Below are 13950 nucleotides of genomic sequence, written 5' to 3' on the forward strand. Positions count from 1 at the left end.
GATTATCGGGCAGGAACTACTGACCGCGGGCGAGAAGTCCGGAAGCCGTCATCTCGACGGCACGGCGCACGACGTCGGCGAAGTCGACGCACATCACGCCCAGGGCCGGATCGGCGGCGTAGGCGTCGAGGACCGCCTGCGGTGGGCGGCTGGCCGGCCAGGCGGCGACCGCGACCAGCATGACCGTCTGCATCAGGGCGGCGGCGTCCTCGTCGCCCAGTTCGGGGAGGTGCGTTCCGGCGAACCGGACGAGCGTCTCGAGGTACCTGTGGACGGCGCGCTTGTGCTGGAGCGCGGTCTCGGCGGAGATGTTGTGCTCCAGCACGGTGGACTGGGCACTGACCAGGTCGCACAGCGCGGGGCGGCGCACCAGCGAGGTGGCCAGCAGATCTGCCAGCCGGTCTCCGCGTTCCCGGACGGTGCCGCCGGGGAACGCCGCGGACTCCAGTTCCGCGATCCAGTCCGCGATCTCCGCTTCCAGCAGTGCCAGCAGTACGGCCTCCCGCGACTCGAAGTAGCGCAGGACGTTGGCCTTGGCCAGACAGACCCGGCGGCTGAGCGCGGTGAGGGTCAGTTCGGCGACCGGCATCTCGGTGAGCATCGCGGCCGCGGCGGCGAGGATCTGCCGCCGCCGTTCGCCGCGCTGCTCGTCCGTGCGCGCCCGCTGGAAGCTCATGTCACGCATATTACAGACCAGCGGTACTTTACTAAGATACCGACGGTCCGTTATGTTGGTGAAATAAGAGACCGTCAGTACTTAATGAGGGGTCACGATGTACCAGGTTCCTGACCAGCACGGAAAGCGCGTCGTCGTCACCGGCGCGAACAGCGGCACCGGTAAGGAGGCGGCCAAACGGCTGGCGGGAGCCGGGGCCCACGTCGTCCTCGCGGTGCGCAGCGAGACCAAAGGCCGCCAAGCCGAGGCGGAGATCCTCGCCGCGCATCCAGGAGCCGGGCTGGAGGTCCGGCGGCTCGACCTGGCCGACCAGGCATCGGTGCGGACGTTCGCCGAGGAGCTGATCGCCGAGGGTGAGCCGTTGGACGTCCTGGTCAACAACGCCGGCGTGATGAACGTGCCCGCGCGGACCGAGACCGTCGACGGCTTCGAGCTCCAGCTCGCCAGCAACTTCCTCGGCCCGTTCGCCCTGACCGTCCGCCTGCTGCCGTTGCTGCTGGCGGCGCCCGTGCCGAGAGTCGTGACGATGAGCAGCGGTGCCGCGTACCGCGGGCGGATCGACTTCGACGACCTGCAGTCCCGCCGCCGGTACAGCCCCACGCTGGCCTACGCGCACTCCAAGCTGGCCGACCTGCTGCTGACGGTGCGCCTGGCGGACCTCGCGACCGAGAACGACTGGCCGCTGCTCTCGGTCGGCGCACACCCCGGCTACACCCGCACCAACCTGATGACCTCGGGCCCGCGCCTGAACGGTGGCAGGCCAGGTCTCCTCGAGTCGGTGGGGTACCGGGTCCTGCCCTCGCAGGGCGTCGAGCAGGGCACCGAGCCGCTCCTGCACGCGGCGGCCGATCCCTCAGTGGTCGCCGGCGGCTACTACGGGCCGCGCTGGGCGCTCGTCGGCCCGACCAGGCCCGCCTCTGTGCCGCGGGCTGCCAGGGACAAGGCACTGGCAGCGCGTCTGTGGACCGAGGCCGAACGCCTCACCGGCACGTCGGTGGAGGTCGCGGGCCGGTGACCGGAGAAATTCGGGCAAGATCGATGTATGACCCATCGAGTTGACGACATGCCGCTGCCGATTTGGGTGCCGGAGTCCGGTTCCGGCCCCGGCATCGTGCTGATCCAGGAGATCTTCGGCCTGGACGGGTACCTGCGCGGCGTCGCCGAGAAGCTCGCCGCGCTCGGCTACGTCGTGGCCGTGCCCGAGCTGTTCCACCGCTTCCAGCCGGGCTGGGTGGGCGAGCACGACGAGGCCGGCATCGCGAAGTCGATGGAGGTCGTCGGCAACCTCGACTTCCCGCTCGCCGTGCAGGACGTCGTGGCGTCGGTCGAGTACCTGCGCGGCCTGCCCGAGGTCACCGGCGGCGTCGGCGTGCTCGGCTTCTGCCTCGGCGGCACCCTGGCCTACGCCGCGGCCGTCGCCGCCGAGCCGGACACCGCCGTGTCGTTCTACGGCTCGGGCGTTCCGGACCAGATCGGGACGCTGGACCAGGTGTCGTGCCCGATCCAGTTCATCTTCGGCACCGAGGACGCGTTCATCACCGGCTACCAGAAGGTCGCGGACGCGGTGCCCTCGCACGAGGGCGCCGAGATCCACCTGGAGGCCGCGGGCCACGCGTTCCTCAACCACCTCGGCCCCTGGTACGACAAGGACGCCGCCGACCGCGCCTGGGACGTGGCCGCGCGATTCCTCACGCGCACGCTCCCCGTCTAAGCGATGCACGGCACCGCGAGCTGCTGCGAGAAGAACCTCTCCAGCGGCTTGCGGTGCAACCGGCGTTCGACCGCGATCAGCTCGTTGCGCCGGTAGTGCCTCACCTGCGTGCTCGTGACGACGAACCCGTTGCGTTCGGCCGTCGGCATCTCGTCGTAGAGCAACGCGTGCTGCCCTTGCGTCACAACGACATCCGCCAGCCCGTCCGGAATCTCGCTGGCCCGCGTCGCGATGGTGGCGGCGAGCGCGTCCGGCCGGTTGCGCAACCGGCGATGCGGCCACGGCACCCCGTGGTGCTCGGCCTCCAACGTCCGGTGCAACGCCCTGGCCGCGTGCCGGATCGCCTTGATCGAGTCGCCGGTGAGCACGTGCGCCTCGGGTGCGTCGAGCGTTGTGTCCCTGCGGAACCCGGTGCACACGATCACCCTGTCGTACCGCAGCTCACCGGTGCCGTCGATCGTCGCGACGAACTCGTCGCCCTCCTTGACGACCCGCTGCACCGTCCGCCCGACGGTGTGCGTGACCCGCGCGGTGGACGCGATGTTGTCCGCCGTCTCGAACGCGCTGTGCCCACGTCCGATGATCAGCACCCGCTTCCCCGCGTACTCGGTCGGATCGGTGCTGGCCGTCGCGTACGTCTCCGCGTGCTCGACGCCGGGAACACTTGGCAGGTAAGGCTTCTTGCCGGTGGCGACGATGACGTGCCGCGCGTTGTACTGCCCGGCGTCGCTGACCGGCGTGTTGTAGCGGACGTTCAACGGCCGTGCGAAGTCCTCCAGATACCGCACCAGGTCGTCCGCGTTGGGGAAGGACCGCTTGCTGTAGCGCGCGAACGGCACGCCCTCGAACAGCGAGTTGTCGTCGGTCGAGAGCACACGATGCCGCGGGAACGTCCGGAAGAAGCTCGCCGGCTCCGGTCCCGCCTCGACGATCAGGTAGTCGCGACCTGCACGGTGTAGAAAATGCCCCATCTGCAAGCCCGCCGGACCTGCACCGATCACCAGGTACTCCACCATCACGCACCTCCCGGCGTCCTCTACGCCAAGCACGGCGAAAAGGTTCAGACGGGCGGTCTGCCTCCATGATGACCGCTACCGGCGAGTTCTGGCCAACCTTCCCGCCTGCCGGACACCCGCCGCGCGGATACGCTGGTCCGATGAGGCTCATCGCGGTGCCGGCCCTGATGTTGCTGCTGGCCGCCTGCGCCTCCCAGGCCGCGCCTCAGCCCACTCCGTCCCCCGAGCCCACGAGCGAGTCCACGATGCCGCCGACGCCGCCCAGGCAGGAACCGTTCGAGATCACGACGGACGTCAACGGCGTCCGCGAATGGCAGAACTCCCCGGAACAGATGGGGTTCGTCTACCGCGTGCAGCCCATCGACTTCACCCTGACAGCCCGCAACACCGGCAGCACACCGCAGTCGGACGCCCGGATCAGGTTCGTCGTCGAGGACATGGACGGCGAGGGCGACCTGACCGTCGGCGGCGAAGGATGGACGTGCGAGGGCGGCCGCGACATCGGCTGCACGGCCACCGGCACCACCGCGCCGGGTGGCACCTGGTCCCCGCTCACACTGACGATGCGGCACACCAAGGCCGGCCAGACCAGCGTCGTCGTCCACTGGGGAGACGTGGCGCCCAACGTGATCTTCCGTTACGACGCGGGCACCTGATCCTCGTTTACCGTCGAACGCATGGAAAGATTTCTGGGGGTATTGCTGCTGTTGTTCGTCGCGGCCTGTTCGCCACCACCACCACCACCGAACCCGCCATCCGAGGTCATCACGACAACGGCTCCTGTGGAGGAACCGACGACCACCACGGAGAAACCGGCACCCGGGCCCCAGGACTGGTTCGACCTGGGCCTCGACGGGATGGGGTACGCGGCCACGTATCCACGCCAAATCCGGTACCGGAAGTTTCCGATCGACGTGGTGGTGAAGTTCCGCAACGCCGGTGGTGAGACGCTGACGAAGCCGATGATCCAGTTCAAGATCACGCCGAGCGAGTACAACGGCGACGCCCGCACCATCGTCATCAACGGCGACGGCGACGGGTGGACCTGCGACATCACCAGGGAGTCCGCGACCTGCCGCAGCAGCGCCGAAGTTCCGCCAGGCGGAGAGCTGCCGCAGATCGACATCGGCGTGAAGTTCGAGTGGGAGAACGACGGGCGGGGCTACGTCGACGACTACTTCACCGCCACGTTCGGCGACGTGGTCTACGAGGGAAACATCGGACACGACACCAGCGTCTGACCCTCGCCACTAGGCTCGCGCCGTGGCGAAGGCTGATCGCGAACTCTGGTCGATCCGGACGCACATCGGCACGGTGGTGCTGATCGGCCTGGCGGTCTTCGCGGTCGCCGCCAGCCTCCTGTGGCTGGCGCTGAGCATGCCGACCGCGGTGAACACCCGAGTCGACATCATCAAGATCGCGCTGTCGGTCGTTGCCGGTGTAGGCGGCGTGGTCGCGCTGGTAGTGGCCTACCGCAAGCAACGCGTAGGTGAGTACGCCGAGAAACGCGAACACGCCAAGGTCCTCAACGAACGCTTCGCCACCGCCTGCAACCAGATCGGCCACGACAAGCCCGCGGTCCGCCTGGCCGGCCTCTACGCGATGGCATCGCTGGCCGACGAGTGGACCGCGCAACGCCAGACGTGCATCGACGTCCTGTGCGCCTACCTGCGCATCCCGTACGAGCCGTCGCTGGACTCGGAATGGGACCACGACGAGGAGACCGAGGTCCGCCTCTCGATCACCAGCGTCATCGCCGCCCACCTCCGCGACGACGCCCCGACGAGCTGGCAGGGCCACGACTTCCACCTCACCAGGGCAGTCCTGCGCGCCGCGGACTTCGCCGGAATCCACATGACCGGCGGCAACCTGGTGCTCAGCCTGGCGCGCTTCCCCGGCGGCTGGGTGTCGTTCGACGGCATGAAGGTGAGCGGCGGCGAGGTGTGGTTCGGCGGCGCGACCTTCGGCGGTGCGCGCGTCACGTTCCACGGCGCGCAGTTCACCGGCGGCCGCGTGCGGTTCGAGGGTGCGGAGTTCAACAGCGGCGAGGTGTCGTTCCGCGGGGCCCGGTTCGGCGGCGGTGAGGTGGACCTGTCGGAAGCGGTGATCACGGCGGTGCCGGTGTTCGACGACGGCGAGAAGCCGGGCCTGAAGCTCCCGTAATTGTCAGGGGTGGCTGCCAAGATCGCCGCCATGGGCACCTGGGACATCGGACACTTCGACAACGACACCGCCGCGGACTTCTCCGGCTCGCTCGACAAGGCACCGCAGACCGAGCGCGAGAACATCATCCGCACCACGCTGACCCGCACGATCGAGGCCGACGAGTACCTCGACAGCGATGAAGCGTGCGAGGCTCTGTCCTCGGCCGCGCTGATCGCCGCGCAGTGTCCTGGAGGAACGCCGATCACCACGGCGTACGGCCCCGACGAGCCGTTGCCGGTCTTCTCACCTGACCTGCGACCCCTCGCCGTTCAGGCCTTGGACCGCATCCTGGCAGCGGATTCGGAGCTCCCGGAGCTGTGGGACGACACCGAGCACGGCCCGCAGTGGCGGCAGAGCGCCGCCGACCTCAAAGCCGTCCTTCTCATCTGATGGACGCTGGGGCAGGGCGTTCTGTCAGGAGCTCAACTTCTCCAGGTGCCGAACGACTGTGCGCTGCGGAAGGCCTCGGTGAATCCGGTGCAGCGATGTCCTTCGTTAGCGAGGATGTCGAGCAGGTCGTCAACGGAACGTGGCGCCCGCCGATACCGGGACACCTGTCGCCGAAGTGCTGCGATCACCAGTTCAGGTGCGAGATCAAGCTGGTCGAGCAGGAACTCGTCCTGATGCAGCACCTCGATGCCGAAGCTTTTGACGGCGGCGTCGGGAAAGTCCTTCAGGTTCTCGGTGACCAGCAGTTCGGCGCCGCCCCACACGGCTGCCGCGAGAACATGTCGGTCCTTGGGTCGTTGTCCATCGACTCGACCAGGTGCTGGTAGCCGGTCACCTCGGCGTCCGGGAAGTGTCGTTGCATCTGGTCGAGCCGGTGAGCCACCTGCTGCTCCGACGCGCCCCGCTTGCGCAGGTTGCGATCAAGCTCGGCCAGCACGTCCCTCGACCACAACGGACGGTAGACGCCGCTTTCGCTGATCGTCAGCAGCGTGTCGCACAGGTACGGCTTGAGAAGGACGCACGTGTCGATGAAGACGGGAAGCACTGATCACCTGGGGTCGTCGTTCGTCGGAATCCGCTCGAACGGCGTGTCCAACGGGAGGTCGTACAGGCCGCTGTCCTCGCCGTCACGGACCATCTCGTCCAGTCCTGCGGCACGTCCCCTGCGGGAGCGGTCCTGGTAGGCGAGGAGGTCGGCCAGCCGGACCCTGCGATGCCTGTTCGGCTGCTCGTAAGGAATCTCGCCTGCTTCGAGCAGACGTACCAGGGTCGGCCTGGACACTCCCAGCAGGTGCGCGGCTTCGCTCGTGGTGAGCACGGTGTGTTGCGGGGCCACTGTGATCGCCAGACCCTGCGACATCGCGAACACGACCTCACGCAGCACCTCGAAGATCTCCGCGGGAAGCTTGAGGTGCGTGCCGTCCGGTGCGACGAGCGCGGCGGTCTCGCTGCCTGACCGTGCCAGCGCGGCCACCCACGGGGACAAGCTCTCCGGTCGTGCCGGAGGCAGCACTGTTCGTTCGCCTGCGCCTGCCGTCATGCCTCGATGCTAGCTCAAAACGAACAAAACGAAAGCGCCCACGATGTGGACGTCGGAACACCCCCACCGTCCACAGTGTTGGATACCGCCGTGACGACTGTGAAGCGCCGTGCCCGTGTCCGTGCCCCTGAACTGGTAGGACGGGGCTGGCTGAACACCGGCGGCGAGCAGATCAGCCTCAAGGACCTGCGCGGCAAGATCGTGCTGCTCGACTTCTGGACCTTCTGCTGCATCAACTGCCTGCACGTCCTGGACGAGCTGCGGCCCCTCGAGAAGGAGTTCGAGGACGTCCTCGTCACCATCGGCGTGCACTCCCCGAAGTTCGTCCACGAGGCCGACCCCGAGGCGCTCAAGGCCGCCGTCGAGCGGTACGAGGTGCACCACCCGGTCCTGGACGACCCGGAGCTCACGACCTGGCAGCAGTACGCGGTCAAGGCGTGGCCGACGCTCACGCTGGTCGACCCTGAGGGCTACGTGGTGCACGTTGCCGCTGGTGAAGGGCATGTCGAAGCTCTCAGGACCATCATCAAAGAGCTGATCGTCGAGCACGACGAGAAGGGCACGCTGCATCGCGGCGAAGGTCCGTACCAGGCGCCGGAGCCGGAGAACACGACGCTGCGGTTCCCGGCGAAGGCCATCGTCACGCCGCGCAACACGATCCTCGTCAGCGACTCCGCCCACCACAGCATCGTGGAGCTCGAGGCGGACGGCGAGACCGTCATCCGCCGCATCGGCACCGGCGAACGCGGCCACCAGGACGGCACGACGCCCACCTTCTCCGAACCCGCGGGCCTCACCGAGGTCCCCAACACCCACGGCTACGACGTCGTCATCGCGGACACGGTCAACCACCTCCTCCGAGGCCTCAACCTGGAAACCGGCGAGGTCACGACCCTCGCGGGCACCGGCGAGCAGTGGCGTGACGGCGAGACGGACGGGCCCGCCGACAAGATCGAGCTGACCAGCCCGTGGGACGTTGCCTGGTGGAACGGCGGCGTCGCCATCGCCATGGCCGGCAACCACACGCTGAGCTTCTTCGACCCCGCCCGGAACACCGTCGAAAGGCTGGCCGGCACGACGGTCGAGGGCATCAACGACGGCGCGGCGAACCAAGCGTTCTTCGCGCAGACGTCCGGGCTCGCGGCGGACGGTGACCGGTTGTGGATGGTCGACTCCGAGACGAGCGCGCTGCGTTATCTCGAGAACGGCGAGGTGCACACGGTCATCGGCAAGGGGCTGTTCGCGTTCGGCCACAAGGACGGCGACGCGGACGAGGCGCTCCTGCAGCACCCGCTGGGCGTCACGGTCCTGAAAGACCACTCGGTCGCCATCAGCGACACCTACAACAACGCCATCAGGCGCTTCGACCCCGAGACGAACACCCTCACCACGATCGCCACGGACATCGCCGAGCCGTCCGACGCGCTGATCATCGACGACGAGCTCGTGGTCGTCGCGAGTGCGGCGCATCGGCTCGAACGGTTCGCGGCGGCCGCGACGAAGATCGACGGCGCGGCCCACGAGGTGAAGCGGCCGTCGACCGACATCGGGCCGGGCACGTTCGAGCTCGCGGTCGTCTTCACCCCACCGACTGGGACGAAACTGGACGAAAGGTATGGACCGTCCACCCGTCTGGAGATCACCAGCTCACCGCCGGAGCTGATCCTGGAAGGCGCGGGCGTCGGCACGGAACTGGTACGCGCGTTGCGGATCAACGATCAGGTCACGAACGGCGTTTTGCACGTCGTAGCGCAGGCCGCCAGTTGCAGTGACGATCCTGCCGACGAACACCCGGTCTGTCGCCTGACCAGGCAGGACTGGGGGGTGCCGGTTCGAGTGGTTGCCGATGCACCTACCAGGTTGCCGTTGCTCATGGGCGGCATGGACGAGGAGGGTCCGCAAGCCACGTAGACTCTGCGGGTGCCTGATGTCAAGCTCGAGATCCAGATGCTGTACGACCGCGTCATGGTCCGCATCTCGCCGGAGGACGGCGAGCGGCGTTCCAGCGGAGGCATCGTGATCCCCGCTACGGCCCAGATGGCGAAGCGGTTGGCGTGGGGTGATGTGTTCGGAGTCGGTACCAGCGTGCGCCACGTGAAGGTCGGCGACCGGGTGATGTTCAATCCGGAAGATCAGCTTGAGGTCGAGGTGCACGGCACCACGTATCTCGTGATGAGGGAACGCGATCTGCACGCGGTTGCGACGGAGCTCACCGAGCACGGTACTGGTCTGTATCTATGAGCCGCCGGTTGTGATCGACGCCTGATAGCTGCACACATTTGCCACCTCAGGACAGACAGGGCGACGGGGAGAGCTGTGCCGTACGACGCTGACAAGACGAGAGCGATGCCTCCGGTGGGTCCCGGCGGCACCTCCTCCGAGCAGACGACCAAGATCACTCCGGTCCGGGTGGACGCCTCGACCGAGGCGTGGCCGTCCGAGGAGCCGGATCCGAGCGAGCCGACCGTCACCGCTGCCGTGCCCGGTGTCGGGTTCCCGGCCAGCGAGGACGCCACCGAGTACATGAGGCCGGTGCTGCCGCCGGAACCGCGGCCGGAGGACTCCGGTGTCTACGGGCCGGTGATGATCGAGCCCGGTGAGGACGAGGCCCAGCCGAAGTTCAACCGGAAGCGGGCGGTCATCGTGGCCGCGGCCGTGGTCGGCGCCTTCGGCCTGCTCTACGGCCTCGACATTCTCGTCTCCAGCGGCAACGTGCCGCGCGGCGTGACGGTGGCGGGCGTCGACGTCGGCGGTCTGAGCCACGCCGACGCCGAGAAGAAGCTGCGCGACGAGATCGGCCCGCGCCTCGACAAGCCCGTCGCGCTCAAGGCCGGCGACGTCACCGCCGAGCTCGACCCCAAGACCGCGGGTCTGGAGCTCGACTGGAACGGCACGATCGACCGTGCGGGCAGCCAGCCGCTCAGCCCGGTCACGCGCGTCACCTCGTTCTTCACCAGCCGCGAGGTCGGTGTCGCGACGAAGGCGGACGACGCGAAGGTCTCCGGCGCGCTCGAGGCCCTGCGCCCCAAGCTCGACCACGACCCGATCGAGGGCACCATCAAGTTCGAGGGCGCCAAGCCCGTCGCCGTCGACCCGCACGACGGCCAGAAGCTCAAGGCCGAGGACGCGGCCGGCGCGGTCGTCTCGAACTGGGCGTCCGGGAACCCGGTCGAGGTCCCGATGGACTTCACCCCGGTCAAGACGACCAAGGAGGGCGTCGAGAAGGCGCTCAACGACTTCGTCAACACCGCGGTCTCCGGCCCTGTCGTCATCAAGGGCGAGGGCAAGGACGCGACGCTCACCCCGGAGCAGATCGGGGCCACGCTGGCCTTCGCTCCCGGTGACGGCGGCGCGCTGAACGTCACGCCCAACAAGGACAAGCTCGCCGAGGTGACCGCGCCGCAGCTCAAGGACACGGTCAAGCAGGGCAAGGACGCCGAGATCGTCTTCGAGGGCGGCAAGCCGACGGTCAAGCCGTCGGTGGACGGCCTCGACCTCGACTGGGACAAGAACCTCCAGCCCTACTTCGACACGCTGAAGAAGACGGACGCGCGCGAGGTCAAGTTCGAGTACAAGCACACGCCCGCGAAGGTCACCACCGAGCAGGCGAACAAGATGGGCATCAAGGAGGTCATCGGCGAGTTCCAGACCGGTGGCTTCGCTGCCGCCTCGGGCGTCAACATCCGGGTCGTGGCCGAGAAGGTCAACGGCGCGATCGTGAAGCCCAAGGAGACGTTCAGCCTCAACAAGTACACCGGCCCCCGCGGTACCGCGCAGGGCTACGTCGAGGCGGGCATCATCGAGAACGGCATCCCCGGCATGGCGGTCGGCGGCGGCATCTCGCAGTTCGCGACCACGCTCTACAACGCGTACTACTACGCGGGCATGAAGGACGCGGGCCACAAGGAGCACAGCTACTGGATCACGCGGTACCCGAAGGGCCGCGAGGCCACCGTGTTCATGGACAACGCGGGCAACAGCCTGATCGACATCGCGTTCACGAACCCGGACGACACGGGCGTCGCCATCCAGACGATCTGGACGGGTTCCTCGATCAAGATCGTGCTCTGGGGCACCAAGAACTACGACGTCACCGGCTCCACCAGCGGCGACTTCAACCCCACCCAGCCGCAGGAGAAGAAGGTCAGCAAGGCCGGCTGCGCGCCGAGCAACGGTGCCCCCGGCTTCTCGGTGACGGACACCCGCACGATCACGGACCGCCGCAACGGCCAGTCCCGCAACGAATCGCGCACGGTCCGCTACGACCCGCAGTTCAAGATCATCTGTGAGCCGCCGCCCGGCGGCTGAGCAACATTCAGGTTCACGGTGGCCACGCGGGGGTATTCACCCCTTCGTGGCCACTGTTGCGCAAGAGGCGAGAAGACACCCCGTCGTCCAGACGCTCGGACGCGCGGGGATGGTGCTGTACGGGGTCGTGCACGTCCTGGTGGCGTGGCTTGCGATCCAGGTCGCGTTCGGTGACTCCGAACAGGCCGACTCGAAAGGCGCGGTGAGCGACATCGCTCAGGGCGGCGCGTGGTTGCTGTGGACGCTCGGCATCGGACTCGTGTGCTTCGCGTTGTGGCAGCTGCTTCTCGCCTTCGTCGGGTACACCTACATCGGCAAGAAGCGGAAGCGCATCTCCAAGCGCATCGGCTCCGCGGCCCGCGCCGTCACGGCGACCGGTATCGCCCTGGGTGCCTTCAAGTACGCGACGGGCTCCGGTAGCGGCGGCGACCAGAACCAGCAGCAGCAGGAACTCACGGCTCAGGTGCTCTCCTGGCCCGGCGGTCAGTTCCTCGTCGGTGCCGTGGCGATCGGCATCCTCTCGATCGCCGGCGTGATCATCTACAAGGGTGTCAAGAAGTCCTTCGAGAAGGACCTCGACATGGGCAAGGCCCCGAAGTGGATCGAGCCGGTCGGCAGGATCGGCTGGATCGGCAAGGGCGCCGCGTACGGCGTGATCGGTGTCCTCGTCGGACTCGCCGCCATCAACGCGGACCCCCAGCAGTCCGGCGGCATGGACAAGGCGCTGAAGACGTTGGCGGCACAGCCTTACGGCACGTTCCTGCTGTCCGCCGTGGCGATCGGCATCGCCGCGTTCGGCGTGTACTGCTTCGCGGCGGCTCGCGCCCTCAAGGAGTGACGTCGGAGGCCGTGTGCCCGTGCTCATGCCGGGCCGCGGCCGCCTGCGCCTCCACGGTCATCGACGCCAGGACCTGTCCCGCCGCCACGTAGAAGACGTTGGGGCTGGTGTTGTCCGGTCCCCAGCCGGGACTTCCCCGCAGCAGCAGGAGATCACCGGGATCCGGGTTCATTCCCTCGAACCAGGAGTCCTGCTCGACGCCGGTCCGCTGCCACGCGATCACGGCCTTGGTGCCGCTCCCCGCTCGTTGGTACACCTGCGCGACGCTCGCCAGTTCTGCTCCTGGCGACGCGTCGCGCAGCTCGTTCATGTGCCGCCGGTACCCGAACCACAGCTCGTCCTGGCGCACCTGCCTGTTCTTCAGGCGTCGCAGGACGATCGTCGCGAGCGCCACGAGGCCGGCGATCGCGCACACCATCAGCAGGTACAGGAACACCGGCCAATCTTTGATTCCGAACGAGGGACTGTCAACTGACAACGAAATCAAGCTGCGTCCGGTGAGGTGATCGCGCTAGCGTGCCGGTCATGTCGAGTCCTGAGGCATCCAGGGCCGGGTCTGCGGTTTAGCCGTCAGCCCCGGAAAACCCCTTCATTCCTCGGAGCTCCTCCGTGCCTTTCTCGCTGTACCTGCTTGCCCTGGCCGTGTTCGCCATGGGCACCTCAGAGTTCATGCTCTCCGGGCTCTTGCCCGCCATCGCCGTCGACTTCGACGTCTCCGTCGGCACCGCCGGCCTGCTCACCTCCGCGTTCGCCGCGGGCATGGCCGTCGGCGCGCCGTTGATGGCGGTGCTCGCCCGCTCCTGGCCGCCGCGCCTGAGCCTGTTCGGGTTCGTCGTCGTGTTCCTGGTCGCGCACGTGGCCGGTGCCGTCACGACGAGTTTCGCGGTGTTGCTGGTGTCCAGGGTGCTCGCCGCACTCGCGAACGCCGGTTTTCTCGCCGTGGCACTGACAACGGCCGCCGCGCTCGTACCGCCGCAACGACGGGGACGGGCGCTCGCCGTGCTGCTGTCCGGCACAACGGTGGCCACCATCGCCGGTGTGCCGGGAGGGGCGTTGCTCGGCACCGCGTTCGGTTGGCGCGCCACGTTCCTCGCGGTCGCCGTGCTCTGCGTGCCAGCCGCTATCGGTGTCCTGCAAGGAATTCCGGCACATCGGGAGCGTGTCGCGCCGCCTGCGTTGCGCCCGGAACTCGCCGAACTCCTGAAGCCACGACTGGCGTTGGTCATCGCGCTCGCGGTCCTCGTGAACGCGGTGACGTTCGGCCACTTCACATTCCTCGCCCCGGTGGTGACGGACGTCGCCGGGCTGAGCGAGTGGTGGGTGCCGGTCGCACTGGTGCTGTTCGGCACCGGCTCGTTCCTCGGCGTCACGATCGGCGGCAGGTTCGCCGACACCTCGCCACGGCCTGTCGTGGCGTTCGGCGGGCCGTTGACGCTCGCCGGCTGGGTGAGTCTCGACGTGCTCGGCAGGGAGCCGATCGTGTTGCTGGCACTGGTCTTCGTGCTCGGCGTGCTGTCGTTCGCGGTCGGCAGCACGTTGATCGCTCGCGTGTTGCACCACGCGACGGGGGCGCCCACGATGGCCGGTTCCTACGCGACCGCGGCGTTCAACGTCGGCGCCGCCATCGGCCCGATTCTGTTGTGAGGCAATGAAAAACGGGTCCGCGCACCCCGGGCAGGGGATGCGCGGACCCGTCGTCCTTGAGGC

General features: G+C 68.0%; 16 protein-coding genes and 1 pseudogene. 11 read left to right on the plus strand and 6 right to left on the minus strand.

Annotation, left to right across the window (positions count from 1 at the left end):
- Positions 1-16: 16 nt before the first annotated feature.
- Positions 17-676, minus strand: coding sequence for a TetR/AcrR family transcriptional regulator (locus tag OG205_RS33430; RefSeq protein ID WP_330271912.1), 660 nt, complete (start codon positions 674-676; stop codon positions 17-19).
- A 97-nt stretch (positions 677-773) separates the two neighbouring features.
- Between OG205_RS33430 and OG205_RS33435 the strand changes: the two genes are divergently transcribed.
- Positions 774-1691 (plus strand): SDR family oxidoreductase, encoded by a 918-nt coding sequence (locus tag OG205_RS33435; RefSeq protein WP_330271913.1) that lies wholly within the window; start codon positions 774-776, stop codon positions 1689-1691.
- Between the two features lie 27 nt (positions 1692-1718).
- Positions 1719-2387: a dienelactone hydrolase family protein gene (locus OG205_RS33440; protein WP_330271914.1), complete on the plus strand. Its 669-nt coding sequence runs from the start codon at positions 1719-1721 to the stop codon at positions 2385-2387.
- Here the strand turns inward: OG205_RS33440 and OG205_RS33445 are convergent.
- Positions 2384-3403 carry an NAD(P)-binding domain-containing protein gene (locus OG205_RS33445; RefSeq protein ID WP_330271915.1) on the minus strand — a complete coding sequence of 340 codons (1020 nt, stop codon included), beginning with the start codon at positions 3401-3403 and terminating at the stop codon, positions 2384-2386. The two genes, OG205_RS33440 and OG205_RS33445, sit on opposite strands and share 4 nt — an antisense overlap.
- A 140-nt stretch (positions 3404-3543) precedes the next feature.
- On the opposite strand from OG205_RS33445, the gene OG205_RS33450 reads away from it, so the two are divergent.
- Genes OG205_RS33450 through OG205_RS33465 form a run of 4 tightly spaced genes read left to right on the plus strand, consistent with a single transcriptional unit; the run spans position 3544 to position 5998 of the window.
- Positions 3544-4059: a hypothetical protein gene (locus tag OG205_RS33450; RefSeq protein ID WP_330271916.1), complete on the plus strand. Its 516-nt coding sequence runs from the start codon at positions 3544-3546 to the stop codon at positions 4057-4059.
- A 21-nt stretch (positions 4060-4080) separates the two neighbouring features.
- Entirely contained in the window at positions 4081-4644 is a 564-nt protein-coding gene (locus tag OG205_RS33455) for a hypothetical protein (protein ID WP_330271917.1), read from the plus strand.
- Between the two features lie 22 nt (positions 4645-4666).
- Entirely contained in the window at positions 4667-5566 is a 900-nt protein-coding gene (locus OG205_RS33460) for a pentapeptide repeat-containing protein (protein ID WP_330271918.1), read from the plus strand.
- A 9-nt stretch (positions 5567-5575) separates the two neighbouring features.
- Entirely contained in the window at positions 5576-5998 is a 423-nt protein-coding gene (locus tag OG205_RS33465; protein WP_330271919.1) for a DUF4259 domain-containing protein, read from the plus strand.
- A gap of 32 nt (positions 5999-6030) precedes the next feature.
- Here OG205_RS33465 and OG205_RS33470 read toward each other — a convergent pair whose 3' ends face one another.
- From OG205_RS33470 to OG205_RS33480, 3 genes are read right to left on the minus strand one after another with little or no spacing between them, the layout of a single operon-like run.
- On the minus strand, positions 6031-6321 hold the full coding sequence (locus OG205_RS33470) for a hypothetical protein (protein WP_330271920.1): 291 nt from the start codon (positions 6319-6321) through the stop codon (positions 6031-6033).
- On the minus strand, positions 6282-6602 hold the full coding sequence (locus tag OG205_RS33475) for a hypothetical protein (protein ID WP_330271921.1): 321 nt from the start codon (positions 6600-6602) through the stop codon (positions 6282-6284). Before OG205_RS33475 ends, OG205_RS33470 begins: the two co-directional genes overlap by 40 nt.
- 3 nt (positions 6603-6605) lie before the next feature.
- The gene (locus OG205_RS33480; protein WP_330271922.1) at positions 6606-7097 is read right to left on the minus strand and encodes a helix-turn-helix domain-containing protein; all 492 of its coding nucleotides are present in this window, start codon (positions 7095-7097) and stop codon (positions 6606-6608) included.
- A gap of 90 nt (positions 7098-7187) precedes the next feature.
- Here OG205_RS33480 and OG205_RS33485 point away from each other — a divergent pair, with 90 nt between their 5' ends.
- From OG205_RS33485 to OG205_RS33500, 4 genes are all read left to right on the plus strand, one after another.
- Positions 7188-9008, plus strand: a complete 1821-nt coding sequence (locus tag OG205_RS33485) for an NHL domain-containing thioredoxin family protein (RefSeq protein ID WP_330271923.1) — start codon at positions 7188-7190, stop codon at positions 9006-9008.
- 36 nt (positions 9009-9044) lie between these two features.
- Positions 9045-9338: a GroES family chaperonin gene (locus OG205_RS33490; protein ID WP_084401587.1), complete on the plus strand. Its 294-nt coding sequence runs from the start codon at positions 9045-9047 to the stop codon at positions 9336-9338.
- A gap of 282 nt (positions 9339-9620) precedes the next feature.
- Positions 9621-11405, plus strand: a complete 1785-nt coding sequence (locus OG205_RS33495; RefSeq protein WP_442916845.1) for a VanW family protein — start codon at positions 9621-9623, stop codon at positions 11403-11405.
- A gap of 46 nt (positions 11406-11451) precedes the next feature.
- Positions 11452-12243, plus strand: coding sequence for a DUF1206 domain-containing protein (locus tag OG205_RS33500; RefSeq protein WP_330271925.1), 792 nt, complete (start codon positions 11452-11454; stop codon positions 12241-12243).
- Here OG205_RS33500 and OG205_RS33505 read toward each other — a convergent pair.
- Positions 12233-12679 (minus strand): hypothetical protein, encoded by a 447-nt coding sequence (locus OG205_RS33505; RefSeq protein ID WP_330271926.1) that lies wholly within the window; start codon positions 12677-12679, stop codon positions 12233-12235. The genes OG205_RS33500 and OG205_RS33505 overlap by 11 nt on opposite strands.
- Before the next feature lie 173 nt (positions 12680-12852).
- On the opposite strand from OG205_RS33505, the pseudogene OG205_RS33510 reads away from it, so the two are divergent.
- A pseudogene (locus OG205_RS33510) lies at positions 12853-13881 on the plus strand (Cmx/CmrA family chloramphenicol efflux MFS transporter); the annotation flags it as partial.
- Between the last annotated feature and the right edge of the window lie 69 nt (positions 13882-13950).

The organism is Lentzea sp. NBC_00516 (assembly GCF_036346835.1).
Classification (GTDB): Bacteria; Actinomycetota; Actinomycetes; order Mycobacteriales; family Pseudonocardiaceae; genus Lentzea; species Lentzea sokolovensis.

What these genes read in the sequence shown, in the direction of transcription:
- OG205_RS33455 (WP_330271917.1), top strand. Translation starts at nt 4,081, where the DNA reads ATGGAAAGATTTCTGGGGGTATTGCTGCTGTTGTTCGTCGCGGCCTGT.
- OG205_RS33480 (WP_330271922.1), bottom strand. Translation starts at nt 7,097, where the DNA reads ATGACGGCAGGCGCAGGCGAACGAACAGTGCTGCCTCCGGCACGACCG.
- OG205_RS33430 (WP_330271912.1), bottom strand. Translation starts at nt 676, where the DNA reads ATGAGCTTCCAGCGGGCGCGCACGGACGAGCAGCGCGGCGAACGGCGG.
- OG205_RS33450 (WP_330271916.1), top strand. Translation starts at nt 3,544, where the DNA reads ATGAGGCTCATCGCGGTGCCGGCCCTGATGTTGCTGCTGGCCGCCTGC.
- OG205_RS33440 (WP_330271914.1), top strand. Translation starts at nt 1,719, where the DNA reads ATGACCCATCGAGTTGACGACATGCCGCTGCCGATTTGGGTGCCGGAG.
- OG205_RS33490 (WP_084401587.1), top strand. Translation starts at nt 9,045, where the DNA reads ATGCTGTACGACCGCGTCATGGTCCGCATCTCGCCGGAGGACGGCGAG.
- OG205_RS33435 (WP_330271913.1), top strand. Translation starts at nt 774, where the DNA reads ATGTACCAGGTTCCTGACCAGCACGGAAAGCGCGTCGTCGTCACCGGC.
- OG205_RS33445 (WP_330271915.1), bottom strand. Translation starts at nt 3,403, where the DNA reads ATGGTGGAGTACCTGGTGATCGGTGCAGGTCCGGCGGGCTTGCAGATG.
- OG205_RS33495 (WP_442916845.1), top strand. Translation starts at nt 9,621, where the DNA reads ATGAGGCCGGTGCTGCCGCCGGAACCGCGGCCGGAGGACTCCGGTGTC.